Origin of the sequence: Brevundimonas sp. (genome assembly GCF_036963785.1) — a bacterium.
GTDB lineage: Bacteria > Pseudomonadota > Alphaproteobacteria > Caulobacterales > Caulobacteraceae > Brevundimonas.
This window is the reverse complement of the sequence record NZ_JBALUS010000001.1, coordinates 563,080-576,199: the sequence shown is the minus strand read 5'-3', so window position 1 is coordinate 576,199 and position 13,120 is coordinate 563,080. Positions and strand designations below refer to the sequence as shown.

The 13,120-nt window shown below is 67.8% G+C and carries 7 protein-coding genes; 3 read left to right on the top strand and 4 right to left on the bottom strand.

Features of this window, described 5'->3' with window-relative positions; all coding sequences use genetic code 11:
* Position 1: 1 nt before the first annotated feature.
* Positions 2 to 1,393: an HlyD family type I secretion periplasmic adaptor subunit gene (locus V7672_RS02865; RefSeq protein ID WP_335623160.1), complete on the bottom strand. Its 1,392-nt coding sequence runs from the start codon at positions 1,391 to 1,393 to the stop codon at positions 2 to 4.
* Positions 1,390 to 3,144 carry a type I secretion system permease/ATPase gene (locus V7672_RS02860; protein WP_335623159.1) on the bottom strand — a complete coding sequence of 585 codons (1,755 nt, stop codon included), beginning with the start codon at positions 3,142 to 3,144 and terminating at the stop codon, positions 1,390 to 1,392. The genes V7672_RS02865 and V7672_RS02860 overlap by 4 nt, the downstream gene beginning before the upstream one ends.
* A 225-nt stretch (positions 3,145 to 3,369) precedes the next feature.
* Here V7672_RS02860 and V7672_RS02855 point away from each other — a divergent pair, with 225 nt between their 5' ends.
* Positions 3,370 to 3,711, top strand: a complete 342-nt coding sequence (locus V7672_RS02855) for an AprI/Inh family metalloprotease inhibitor (RefSeq protein WP_335623158.1) — start codon at positions 3,370 to 3,372, stop codon at positions 3,709 to 3,711.
* Positions 3,712 to 3,722: 11 nt separating this feature from the next.
* Here V7672_RS02855 and V7672_RS02850 read toward each other — a convergent pair whose 3' ends face one another.
* Positions 3,723 to 4,970, bottom strand: coding sequence for an ammonium transporter (locus V7672_RS02850; protein WP_335623157.1), 1,248 nt, complete (start codon positions 4,968 to 4,970; stop codon positions 3,723 to 3,725).
* 314 nt (positions 4,971 to 5,284) lie between these two features.
* Here V7672_RS02850 and V7672_RS02845 point away from each other — a divergent pair, with 314 nt between their 5' ends.
* On the top strand, positions 5,285 to 8,122 hold the full coding sequence (locus V7672_RS02845; protein WP_335623156.1) for a M16 family metallopeptidase: 2,838 nt from the start codon (positions 5,285 to 5,287) through the stop codon (positions 8,120 to 8,122).
* A 107-nt stretch (positions 8,123 to 8,229) separates the two neighbouring features.
* A complete protein-coding gene (locus V7672_RS02840; protein WP_335623155.1) occupies positions 8,230 to 9,672 on the top strand; it encodes an aldehyde dehydrogenase family protein in 1,443 nt (480 codons plus the stop codon).
* 736 nt (positions 9,673 to 10,408) lie between these two features.
* Here the strand turns inward: V7672_RS02840 and V7672_RS02835 are convergent.
* Positions 10,409 to 13,060 (bottom strand): TonB-dependent receptor domain-containing protein, encoded by a 2,652-nt coding sequence (locus V7672_RS02835; RefSeq protein WP_335623154.1) that lies wholly within the window; start codon positions 13,058 to 13,060, stop codon positions 10,409 to 10,411.
* Between the last annotated feature and the right edge of the window lie 60 nt (positions 13,061 to 13,120).

The window sequence follows — 13,120 nt, the reverse complement described above, 5'->3', positions numbered from 1 at the left end:
CCTACAGCTCACTCCCGGTACGCCACAGGCCGCGGACCAGGGGTTCGATCAGATATTGCAGCATTGTCCGGCGACGCAGCACGATCACCACCTCGACCGGTGAGCCCGAGCGGATCGAGTCCGCGCCCCGGCCCAGCTTGGCCAGTTCCTCGGGAGGCACGACGATCTCGGCGCGGAAATAGCGGTTGTTCGAACCTTCTTCGGTGAAGCTGTCGGCCGACAGCCGTTCGACCCGACCGCGCAGCACCGGCGGGTTGGAGGTCCTCAGCCCTGGAAACTTCACCTCGGTCAAAAGGCCGACGCGCAGATTGTCGATATCGTTCGGATTGATCCGGGCGACGATCACCTGCGAGGCATTGGACGGCACGATCTCCATCAGCGTCTGGCCGGCCTGAATGACGCCGCCGGGCGTAAAGATGGTCAGGCCGACCACCTGGCCCGATACCGGCGCCCGTACGCGGTTACGCTCGATCTGGGCCCGAACCTCGGTCAGGCGCGGTTGCAGCTCGTTCAACTGGACCTCGACCGCGCGGAGCTGTTCGGTGACGTCCTCGTCCATGTCGGTGCCGACGCCGGACATCTGCAGTCGGGCCTCGCCCATGGCCTCATTGGCGCGGGCGATTTCCGCACGCAGCGAGCCCGCCTCGCCGTCCAGGGCGGCGGCCTGACGCTCCAGTGCCCGGACCCGGCTGATGGGGGCATAGCCCTGCTCGGCCAGGCTGCGGACGTCGGCCAGCTCTTCCTCGATCAGCCGCTTCTGTTCCGCATTGGCCACCAGTTGGCGCTCATAGCCCGAGACCTGCTGCCGCAGCTGGCTGACGCGCTGGCCCAGAACGCCCCGCTCGGTCGAGCGGCCGCTGCGCCGGGCGGCGAACTGTTGTCGTTGCAGTGCCATGGCCTCATTGGCCAGCGCCTGATCCCCCGGGCTCATGGCGGCGAACTCGGGCGGGACGGGGATTCTGGCCAGCCCACTGCGCTCGGCCTCCAGCCGCGCCCGCTGCGCCAGCAGCGCCACGACCTGACCGGTCAGGCCGCGCTCGGTGGCAGCCAGTTCTCCGCCTGCGACCTCGATCAGGATCTGGCCCGCTTCGACGGTATCGCCTTCGGCCACGTGCAGGGCACTGACCACACCGCCGTCACGGTGCTGGACGGCCTGCCGGTTGCCCGAGACCGAGACCTGGCCACTGGCAAAGGCGCCGGCGTCCAGCGGCGCGAAGGCGGCCCAGCCGAGGAACAGGACAAAGAACAGGGCGATGATCGCGCCACCGACCAACAGTTCGCCGCGGGGGGAATCGTCCGGCCCTTCAGGTCCGGCGGCGGCGACGGGCGCGTCCGTCGGGGCCTCGGGCGAAGGGGCGGGGCGGCCCAGGCCGGGAAAGTCCAGCTTGCTCATGCCGACTGCGCTCCCGGCGGCGGCACGACGGTCGGCTTGGCCCGTCCGGGGTTCAGCCGCATCATCACCTCATCACGCGGTCCCTCGATCTGGACCGTGCCCTCTCGCAGCATGAGCAGGCGGTCGGCGATGCCCAGAACACCGGCGCGGTGGGCCACCATGACAACCGAAGCCCCGCGCGCCGTGGCGCCCTTGATCGCCTGGGTCAGGGCGGCCTCGCCCTCTTGGTCCAGATTGGCATTGGGCTCGTCGAGAACCAGCACAACCGGGTCGCGGTACAGGGCCCGTGCCAGCGCCACGCGCTGCGACTGGCCGACCGACAGGCCGGCACCGTTGTGACCCAGCACTGTGTCATAGCCGTTCGGCAGGCGAAGGATCATCTCATGCACGCCCGCGGCCTTGGCCGCCGCCACCGCCTCCCGGTCAATCTGTTCCGGATCGATGCCCAACGCCGAGCGGAACCGCGAGATATTGTCCTTTACCGATCCCGAAAACAGACCCGGCACCTGAGGCAGATAGCCGATGTGTTCGGCCAGGATGTCGCCCTCGCGGGCGTCATAGTCGGCGCCGTCCAGCCGAACGGAACCTGCGGTCGGCGGAATGGCCCCGGCGATCACGCGGGCCAGCGTCGTCTTGCCCGATCCGCTGGGTCCGATCACGCCCAGAACCTGGCCCGGTTCCAGCGACAGGGTGATGCCGCGCAGTTGCGGCGTCTCGCTGCCCGGCAGGCGGACGGTGACCTGCTCCAGGCCCAGTCGCCCCTCGGGCGCAGGCAGGGTGGTCGTGACCCGGTCAACTCGACCGGTAGCGGCGAACAACTCGATCAGGGCCTTCCACGAGGCCTTGGCCTGCACCAGCGTGGGCCAGGCCCCGACCATCTGCTCGATCGGCTGCACGGCCCGCGTCAGCAGGACCGAGGCCGCGATGATCGACCCCGCCGAAATATGCCCCTGAACCGTCAGCAGCGCCGCCAGCCCAAGCGACGCCGACTGCAGCATCAGCCGCAGGAATTTGATGATGCCCGTATAGCGACCGCCGGTGAACTGGGCCTCGACCTGGCGCGCGGTGGCCATCTGCCGCTGCTGGACCTGAAGCGCGATGCCCGCCTGCCGCATGCCCAGGGCCCGGACCACTTCGGACTGCCCGGCCATGCTTTCCTGGGCGGCATAGGCGGCCTGGGAATCCTTCATCGCCTGATTCAGGCGCGGGCGGCTGTCCCGCTCGTTCAGCACCGCCAGAATGAGCAGGATGATGGCGCCGGCCAGCGTCAGCGCGCCCAGCGCCGGGTGCAGCAGGAAGCAACAACCGATGTAGATGGGCGTCCAGGGCGCATCGAACAGCGACAGCACCCCCTGGCCCGATACGGCCGTGCGCACATGGTCGAATTCGCGCAGCACCTGGCTGCCCGGTGACTGGGCCTGCAGATCGACAACCCGTCCCAGCAGACGCCCCACCAGCAGCCGGTCCAGCCTCAGGCCCGCCCGCACCAGCAGCCGCGTCCGCAGCCAGTCCAGCAGCGCCAGGGTCGCCAGCGCAAAGACGGCGATGGCGCTGACCAGCAGCAGGGTCTGCAGTCCCCCGGTCGGCACCACCCGATCATAGACCTGCAGCATGTAGATGGTCGGCGTCAGGTACAGCAGGTTCACCAGAGCACTGAACACCGCCGCCCAGACAAGGTGGGGCCGGCACGCCTTGACGGCCTCCACGAGAGGTTCGGTCCCGGGCTTCCGGGGGATCAGGTCGTTGAACACGCGCAACTCAAGGGTTCGGCCGACGTTCGACCGCTAAGGGCCTTAGTCTAGCCATCGAATGGTGACGGAGATAGGGCCCAGACGGCATGGGGCCGTCACAGCCGGGGAGGCGGAGCCATGCGCGGATTTCGACCGGGTCTTTGCGGGCTGGCCGTCCTGTTGATGGCGTCCGGCGGCTGCACGGCAGCCGAGTCCGACACAGCGGCCCTTTCAGGAAACACAGCCATGTCTGACACCTCGTCCTCCACCGGTCAGGAGCCCCGGCCGCTTGGCCCGGATACCGTCAGCGGCCTGTGGGCGCTCCATGCCTCGGACAGGCCGGACCAGAAGGGCTGTCGCATTGCCCTGCAGAAAACCGGGGAGAACGGTATCTACGGCGTGTATGTCGAAGGGTGCGAAGGCACGGCCCTGGCGCGTGTCGCGGGCTGGCGCGTTCTGGACGGCGCCGTTGCCCTGCTGGACGCCGGCGGCGAACCCATCCTGCGCTTCCGCCACGCCCGACAGGACCTGCTGGAGGCCAGTTCCGGTGGCGTCACCTATCGTCTCGAGCCCGCCGCCATGATGTGACCGACAAGGGGCTAGTGCAGCCCCTCGCCGTGCTGGGTGACGTCCAGCCCCTCGATCTCCTGCTCGCGCGTGACCTTCAGGCCGGTGGTGAACCGGCAGATCATCAGCACGACAAAAGTGCCTACCGCGCTCCAGGCGATCACGGCGACCAGGCCCAGGGCCTGGTTGAGGATCGAGGCGCCGTCCGCTGCCGGATTGATGGCCGCCGTGGCGAACACACCAGTCAGCAGCGCGCCGACGATGCCGCCCATGCCGTGAACCCCGAACGCGTCCAGACTGTCGTCATATTTCAGGGCCCGCTTCAGCCAGACCGCGCCGAAATAGCAGGCCGGCCCCGAGATCGCGCCCATCAGGAAGGCGCCCTTGGGGTCGACCAGCCCTGCCGCCGGTGTCACCCCCACCAGACCCCCGACGATGCCCGACAGCAGACCCAGCAGGGTCGGCTTCTTGTGGTCGATCCACTCGACCACCATCCAGCCCAGCGCCGCGGCCGCTGCCGCCAGAATGGTGTTCAGCGCGGCCACGGCGGCAATGCCGTCCGCCGCCCAGGCCGAGCCTGCATTGAAGCCCAGCCAGCCGACGAACAGCAGGCCCGTCCCGATCGCCGTCAGCGACAGGTTGTGCGGCGCCATATTGTCCCGGCCAAAGCCGTGGCGCGGCCCCAGCACCAGCGCACAGACAAGACCGGCCACCCCGGCGTTGACGTGCACCACGGCCCCGCCGGCAAAATCCAGCACGCCCATGCTGCCCAGATAGCCACCACCCCAGACCTGGTGACAGATCGGCGCGTAGACGATCAGGTGCCACAGGCCGAAGAACAGCAGGGACGCCGAGAACTTCATCCGCTCGGCGAACGCTCCGGCGATCAGGGCCGGGGTGATGATGGCAAAGGTCAGTTGATAGGCGACCCACAGGAACTCGGGCAGGCCCGGCGACAGGCTGTGCGCGGTGCCGATCCCGACGCCATTCAGGAAGGCGGCATCCAGCCCCCCGACCAGTCCATTGATCGCGTCTGGCCCCTGCCCGAACGACAGGCTGTATCCGGCGACGAACCACAGCACGGTGACGATCGACAACGCCGCCGTCGACTGGGCGATTGTGGCCAGCAGATTCTTGCGCCGCACCATCCCGCCATAGAACAGCGCCAGCCCCGGCAGGGTCATCAAGAGGACCAGGGCGGTCGAGGTCAGGATCCAGCCGGTTGCGGCAGAGTCGATCTGAAGGGCGGCCTGATGAGCCAGAAGTGGGGAGGAGGTCATGGCGGGATCCGGGGAGACTCAGGGAGGAGGCGGAGAGGCCGCATCAACTGAACCCGACCCCCCGGAACCGGATAGGAGCCTATTGCGGCGCAATAGGCAATTTCTTTCGTGTGCGGTGCAATATCGGAGCGATCATGCGCGTCGCGAACGAGAGGGAGGGCGTGCCGCATATTCCCACCCAAAGGCTTCGCGCCTGCGTAAGGCGCTGCGAAACCTTACAGATTCGCAATGTTGCCGCCCTTTGCGGGGCGGTCCCCACGGTTTAGGACTTTTCGCGAAGGCCTCTGACCGAGGCTGAACACAGGGGTGTATCCATGAAACCGTCAACGCTTCGCCGCTATCTGATTGCCGGCGCCTGCCTCCCGGCCATCCTCGCGACTGCCGCCCAGGCCCAGTCGACCGACCTGCGACCCGAGCCGCACGCCGTCGCGCCTGCCACCGCCGCCGAGGCAGGTGCTGCCCTTCAGGACTCCGCCCTGCCGGCGCTGCCGGATGTGGACATCCCCTTCACCCGTTTCGTGCTGGACAATGGCCTGACCCTGATCGTGCACGAGGACCGCAAGGCCCCGATCGTGGCGGTCAACATCTGGTACCATGTCGGCTCCAAGAACGAGCCCGAGGGCCGTTCGGGCTTCGCCCACCTGTTCGAGCACCTGATGTTCAACGGCTCCGAGAACTTCAACTCGGACTTCTTCAAGGCGACGGAACTGCTGGGCGCGACCGATCAGAACGGTACGACCAACAACGACCGCACCAACTATTTCCAGAACGTCCCGACCAGCGGCCTCGACGCCATGCTGTGGCTGGAAAGCGACCGCATGGGTCACCTGCTCGGCGCCGTCGACCAGGCCCGCCTCGATGAGCAGCGCGGTGTCGTCCAGAACGAGAAGCGCCAGGGCGAGAACCAGCCCTATGGCCGCGTGTGGAACGCCATCACCTTCGCCACCTATCCGGACGACCATCCCTATGGCCACACCGTCATCGGCGAGATGGCCGATCTGGACGCGGCCGCCCTCGAGGATGTGCAGGACTGGTTCCGCAGCTACTACGGCCCGGCCAATGCCGTGATCGTGCTGGCCGGTGACATCAGCCCCGAAGAGGCCCTGGCCAAGGTCCAGCACTACTTCGGCGACATCCCGCCCGGACCGCCCGTGACCCAGCCGGCCCGCATGATCGCCCGCATGGAAGGCGAGCAGCGCGAGGTCATGTATGACCGCGTCGGTCAGCCGCGCCTCTACAAGGTCTGGAACGTGCCGCCCGCCGGCGAAGCCGACACCGACCACCTCGGCCTGCTGGCCCAGGTGCTGACCTCGGGCCGCAACTCGCGCCTCTATAAGCGCCTGGTGTTCGATGACCAGATCGCCACCAACGTCGGGGCTTTCGTCTCCGACGGCGAGATCGGCAGCCAGTTCATGATCATCGCCACGGCCAAGCCCGGCCAGGATCTGGCCGAGATCGAAGCCATCATCGACGAGGAAGTGGCCCGCCTGCTGGCCGATGGCCCGACCGCCATCGAGCTGGAACGCGCCCGTACCTCCACCGGCTCGGGCTATGTCCGGGGCCTGGAGCGTATCGGCGGCTTCGGCGGCAAGTCCGACCTGCTGGCCGAGGGCGAGGTCTATCACAACGACCCCGGCGCCTGGCGGACCAGCTACCAGCGTGTGCTGGACGCGCGTCCGGCCGATCTGGTTGCGGCGGGCCGCGAATGGCTGATGGACGGCTCCTATACGCTGGAGGTCCTGCCCTTCCCCGAATACTCGGCCGCCGCCACCGGGGCCGACCGTTCGCAGATGCCGGCCGCGACCGAAATGCCAATGGCCGGCTTCCCGGAATTCGAGCGGGTGACCCTGTCCAACGGTCTGCAGGTCATTCTGGCACCGCGTTCGGGCGTGCCGACCGTCAGCATGAACCTGATCGTCAACGCCGGCTCTGCGGCCGAATCCGCCGACAAGAACGGCCTGGCCGTTCTGACCCCGGCGGTCATGACCAACGGGACCGAGACGCTGGACGCGCTTGAGATCAGCGACCGCCAGCAGCTGCTGGGGGCCACCCTCGGGGCCAATTCGACGACCGACTACACCACGGTCAGCATGACCGCGATCGAGTCGCGCCTCGCCCCGTCGCTGGACCTGTTCGCCGACGTGGTCATGAACCCGGCCTTCCGCCCGGAGGACTTCCAGCGGGCCCAGGTTCAGCAGGTGTCGGGCATCCAGCAGTCCAACCGTAACCCGGGCGCCATCGCCAACCGGGTGCTGGCCGACGCCCTCTATGGCGACGACAGCCCCTATGGTCGGTCGAACTCGGGCTCCGAAGCGACCGTTCAGGCCCTGACGCCCGCCGATGCCGAGGCCTTCCACAACACCTGGTTCCGTCCCGACAACGCCACCCTGGTGGTCGTCGGCGACACGACCATGGCCGAGCTGGTGCCCGAGCTGGAACGCGCCTTCGCCGACTGGGACGCGCCGTCCTCGGCCCTGCCCCAGCGGGCGGGTGTCGGTACGCCGCCGTCCTACAGCCAGCCGCAGGTGCTGATCGTGGACCGCCCGGGTCCGCAGTCGATCATCATGGCCGGCCGCCTGGTCGCGCCGCTGGATCCGACGACCGAGCCCAACATCACCGCCATGAACACGGCGCTGGGCGGGGCCTTCACCAGCCGGATCAACATGAACCTGCGCGAGGACAAGGGCTGGTCCTATGGCGCCGGGTCGGGCATCCGCACCACGCCGGGTGAGCGCCTGTTCCTGGTCTCGACCGGGGTCCAGGCCGACCGCACGGCCGACAGCCTGGTCGAGATCGACAATGAGCTGACGGGCATCGTCGACGGCCGTCCGGTCACCGACCAGGAACTGGGGGCCCACAAGGCCAATCTGATCCAGGGCATGGCCGGCGACTGGGAGACCAATGCCTCGGTGGCCGGTGATCTGGTCCAGATGGTCGTCTATGGCCTGCCGGAAGACTACTATGACCAGCGCACCGCCGGTCTGGCCGCCACAACCCCGGCCTCGGTTTCGGCTGCAGCCCGTGATGTGCTGGGCGACGGCCCGACCGTCTGGGTGATCGTCGGCGACCGGGCCGCGATCGAGCCGAAGATCCGCGAGCTGGGTCTGGGCGAGGTCCGCGTGGTCGACATCAACGGTGACCCGGTCGAATAGACCCGCCATCGCGTGAAGCCTGCAGGGGGCGGCGTCCATCCGGGCGCCGCCCTTTGTCATGGCGCCTCCCTCCGCCTAGAAGGGGCCGTCACGCCCAAGGAGTTCCCATGACCGCACCGCTCAACCTGTGCCACTGGATCAACGGCAAGCGGGTCGAGGCCGACCGGCCCTCGGTGCGGACCAATCCGTCGGACACCAATGAGGTCGTCGCCCACCTGCCGCAGGCGGGCCCGGCCGAGGTGGAGGCCGCGGTCAGCGCCGCCCGGGGCGCCTTTGACGGATGGGCCGGCGCCTCGCCCGAGGTGCGGGCCGACATCCTTGACCGCACCGCCGCCCTGCTGCTGGAGCGCCGCGAGGCGCTCGGGCGCCTGCTGTCGCGCGAGGAAGGCAAGACCCTGGCCGAGGGCATCGGTGAGGTGGCCCGTGCCGGGCGGGTGTTCCGTTATTTCGCCGGCGAGGCCCTGCGCCTGCACGGCCAGACGGTCGCCTCGGTCCGGCCGGGTGTGGAGGCGGGCACCCGGCGCGAGGCCGTGGGTGTATTCGGCCTGATCACCCCGTGGAACTTCCCTGTGGCCATCCCCGCGTGGAAGGCCGCCCCGGCGCTGGCCTTCGGCAATACGGTGGTGATGAAGCCCGCCGGGCCGACGCCGGGCATGGCCGAGGCGCTGGCCGCCATCCTGCACGAGGCGGGCCTGCCGGACGGCGTCTTCAACCTGGTCATCGGCCGGGGCGATGTCGGTCAGGCCATGGTCGACCATGCGGGTATCGACGGCATCAGTTTCACGGGATCGCAGTCGGTGGGCGAGGGGGTGGCCCTGGGCTGTGCCCGGCGACAGGCCCGGGTGCAGATGGAGATGGGTGGCAAGAACCCGCTGGTGATCCTGAACGACGCCGATCTGGACCGGGCGGTCGAGGTGGCGCTGGACGGGGCCTTCATGTCGACGGGCCAGCGGTGCACGGCCTCGTCGCGCCTGATCGTCGAGGACGGCATCCACGACCGCTTCGTCGCGGCGCTGGCCGAGCGGGTCGCGGCCCTCAAGGTCGGCCATGCGCTGGACCCCGACACCAGGATCGGCCCGGCCGTGACCGAGGCCCAGCAGCAAGGCGATGAACGCTATATCGAGATCGCCACGAGCGAGGGCGGACGGATCGTGGCGGGCGGCGGCAAGCCGCAGGTCGCGACCCCCGGCTGGTACGTCCAGCCCACCCTGATCGCCGACACTACACCTGAGATGCGCATCAACCGTGAGGAGGTGTTCGGCCCGGTCGCCTCGGTGATCCGCGTCGCCGATTTCGAGGCGGCGCTGACGGTCGCCAACGGCACCGAGTTCGGCCTGTCCGCCGGGGTCGTGACCCAGAGCCTGAAGTCCGCGCGGGAGTTCCAGCGCCGCGTCCGGGCCGGCATGGTCATGGTCAATCTGGCCACAGCCGGGGTCGACTATCACCTGCCGTTCGGCGGCACGAAGAAGTCCAGCTATGGCCCGCGCGAGCAGGGCTTCGCCGCGCAGGAATTCTACACCCAGGTCAAGACGACCTACACCTGGGTATAGGACCCGCGAAAAAGACCGTCTGGATGGTCTGAAATGGTGCCTTCTCCCCCGAGGGGAGAAGGCCATGGCTGTAGGCCTCTCGCCCGTGGGGCAGAGGTGGAGGGCAGGTGGAGCGCCGGGCCTTCGCCCGGAGTGAATTGCTTTTACCGTTTCGACGAAGGCTGACGCTCCGCGCGGGTGGTTTTCCGGGAGCTTGCGTCGGGTGGCCGTATTCGGGCCTTACCGCAGCGCCCCCGACGGGCGGGCTGAACCTGCGTTCAGTCCCGGAACGACTGAGTATCCCCCTCAGCCCTTGCCCTGATCACACACCCGGAGGTGGTGATCGAGGGTGCTCGGACACGCTGTGCCCAACCCCGCTCCATCCGCTCCCGCCGCTTGCAAGGTCGCAGGCCTTACGAGCCCTCCGTGCGACGGGACGGGGGAGTGTGGCACACCACTGGACCGGGTCGGGCAGAACGGTGCGACAAGCGGTGGGGGCGTTGAAAGAGCTGGAGAACTCGGCGTCGGCTATCCCATCTACTGCCCTTGACCCATCGTCATCCTCCGACTCGATCGGAGGATCGGTCCGGGCAGGCGACCAGCCGTCGCGGGTGACACCGATCCTCGGGTCAAGCCCGAGGATGACGACGTTTCTGTCTCCTCCCCACGGCTACGCGGCAGGGAGGAGACGAGTGGTGCCAAAGAAAAAGGGCCGGCGCGTGTGCACCGGCCCTCGTAGTCTTGGGGAGGAAGCCGCCTAGAAGCGGGTGGTCAGGCTGATCGAGCCGCTCATGCCCAGGTCATAGGCATTGGCGGTGATGCGGTTGCCCAGTTCCTGGTACTCCAGATACTGCTCGTCGAGCAGGTTCCGGACCTCGATACCCAGGCCCATGTCGCGGCCCATCCAGTCGAAGTCCTTGCGGTAGACGAAGTCCAGCATGACGCCGGGCTCCTGGATCAGGTCGGGCTCACCCGGGCGACCGCGGGCCGAGCTGCGCTCGGACACATAGGTCACCAGAATGGTCGCCTGCGAGCGGGCCACTTCGTCTTCCCAGCCCAGTTGCAGGTTGGCCAGGTGTTCGGACTGACCCTGCATGCGGCTGCCGTCGATGATGTAGTCCGACGCCGGACGCGCCACGCCACCCGACGAGAGCGGGATCACCGTGTCGCCGGCTTCCACATTCACCTCGGAGTCGGTGAAGGTGTAGTTGGCTTGCACCAGCCAGCGCTTGTTGGCCACGAAGTCCCAGCTGTGGTCCGGCATCTCCCAGTACTTCTTGGCGTCGATCTCGAAGCCCATCAGGGTCGCGTTCGGCGCATTGAGGTACGTCTGCTGGATGACGCTGCCGATGTCGTTGATCGAGGACTCGATCGGGTTTTCGATGTCCTTGTAGAAGACGCCGCCGGTCACATACTGGCCGCGGGCGAAATACCATTCGACGCGGGCGTCGAGGTTCACCAGCTCGGTGTCGACCAGATACGGGTTGCCGAAGAACAGGCGATCGTTGTCCGGGTCCAGATATTGTTGCGGAGCCAGTTCCCGGAACTGGGGACGGCCGATGGTCTTGGACGCCCCCAGACGCAGCTGCATGTCCTCGGCGAAGTTCCAGGTCAGGGTCGCCGACGGCAGCCAGTAGGTGTTTTCCAGCTGGGTCGGCTGGAACACCAGAGCCCCGCCGAACAGGTCAACCGGCGTGACGAACTGGGTGGCATCCTCGTAGCGGACGCCCGCCGAAACGCTGACCAGGGGGATGATCTCGGCCTCGACCTGGACGTAGGCGGCCTGGGTTTCCAGACCGGCTTCATAGGCCGCAGCGCCGCCCGAAGGCGTGATTTCCTGCAGCTCGAGCAGGTTGGGCCCGAGGTTGAAGTCCGAGAACAGATAGTCGACGCGGCTGTCCTGAACGTCCAGCGGCAGGCCGTTGGGCGCATAGAAGCGGAAGTCGCGGCGCTGGGCGTCACGGGTGTTGTCGCTATACGCGACGCCGCCGCGGACGGTCAGGTCGCGGACGTCCGACAGGGCCGTCGTCCAGGCGAGGTCGGCGCCGCCGCTGAGGATCTCGTCTTCCAGCTCGGAGAAGCTGGTCGAGTTGCGCTGGGCCTCGGTGTCGTGGCGATAGACGCCATCCGGGTCCAGACGATAGCGGATGACCTTTTCATACGGCGCGTCGCGCTGGGTCAGGGCGTAGGCCCCGCGCCAGCTCAGCTCCAGATCGCCATCCATCAGCCAGTGGGTGCCGGCCAGCTGGCTGGTGAACAGGGTCCGCTCGAACCATTCCGTATAGTCGTCGCGCACCTCGCCCGAGCCGGGCGCGGCAAAGTCGATCCCCTCGCGGGTGCGGGCTTCCTTGGTGGTGTTGCGGACGTAGAGGTTGGTCCACTTCAGTTCGTGGTCCTCATTGCCGAGGCTGAGGCCGCCGAGAAAGTTCAGGCCGACGTCGTTTTCGGTCGAGACGTAGTCGTAGCTGGTCTGGACGACCAGTTGATCGACGTCGAGGCGACCTTCCTGCTGGATCCCCGTGCGGGTCCGCCAGCTGTTGTCATAGCCGGCCACGAAGACGAGGCCCAGGTCGACGCCATTGCCCATGTCCCAGGTGCGGCCGCCGGCAATGTCGATGCCGAAGTTGGGCTGCATATAGTCCTGGGTCTGAAGCAGGTTCAGCGGGGCGTTGACGAAGTCGCGGCCGATGGCCTGGATCTCGGTCGACGTGAAGTCCGCACCCGTCGCAACGCGGTTGCCGGTGGCGAGCGCGTCAGCCAGCAGGCCGGGCACGTCGCGGGTGCCGTCGTCAAAACCGGTGAAGTCGGTGCGCGAGCCGTAATAGATCAGCCCCTCGCGGCCGGTCGTTTCGGTGTTGCCGCCGATGCTGGCCGAGACGGTCAGGAAGGCTTCGCGCGGGGCGGTGATGGTCTGCAGGTCGATGACCCCGCCCCCGAATTCGCCGGGGTAGTTGGCGGAATAGGTCTTCTGAACCGTGACGCCCTCGAGAACCGAAGACGGGAACAGGTCCAGCGGCACCACACGCTGCAGCGGCTCGGGGCTGGGCAGGGGCGAGCCGTTCAGCAGGGCCGAGGAGTAGCGCTCGCCGAGGCCGCGCACATAGATGAAGCGGCCCTCGACGATCGACAGGCCGGTCACCCGCGTCAGGGCGGCGGCGGCGTCATCATCGCCCGTGCGCTGCAGGTCTTCCTGGGTCACGAAGGCCGCGACCTCTGAGGTCTCGCGAAGGGGTTCGGGAATGTAGCGGCCGAGGACGACGATCTCGTCGACCTGGCTCTCGGGTTGCGGGTCCTGGGCAGGAACTTCAGCAGGAACAGGGTCCTGCTGCTGGGCCATGGCCACGCCAGGCGCGATCAGCGCCGTGCTGGCGAGCAACAGGCCGCTCAATGTCAGGGAAAGCGTCTTCATGATCAGCGCCTCGAATAGGAAATATCGGGAAACGACGAATCGGGGCGGCGACGCTATGGC

Coding starts and splice junctions, on each gene's coding strand:
- V7672_RS02865 (WP_335623160.1), bottom strand. CDS start 1,393: ATGAGCAAGCTGGACTTTCCCGGCCTGGGCCGCCCCGCCCCTTCGCCC.
- V7672_RS02855 (WP_335623158.1), top strand. CDS start 3,370: ATGTCTGACACCTCGTCCTCCACCGGTCAGGAGCCCCGGCCGCTTGGC.
- V7672_RS02850 (WP_335623157.1), bottom strand. CDS start 4,970: ATGACCTCCTCCCCACTTCTGGCTCATCAGGCCGCCCTTCAGATCGAC.
- V7672_RS02845 (WP_335623156.1), top strand. CDS start 5,285: ATGAAACCGTCAACGCTTCGCCGCTATCTGATTGCCGGCGCCTGCCTC.
- V7672_RS02840 (WP_335623155.1), top strand. CDS start 8,230: ATGACCGCACCGCTCAACCTGTGCCACTGGATCAACGGCAAGCGGGTC.
- V7672_RS02835 (WP_335623154.1), bottom strand. CDS start 13,060: ATGAAGACGCTTTCCCTGACATTGAGCGGCCTGTTGCTCGCCAGCACG.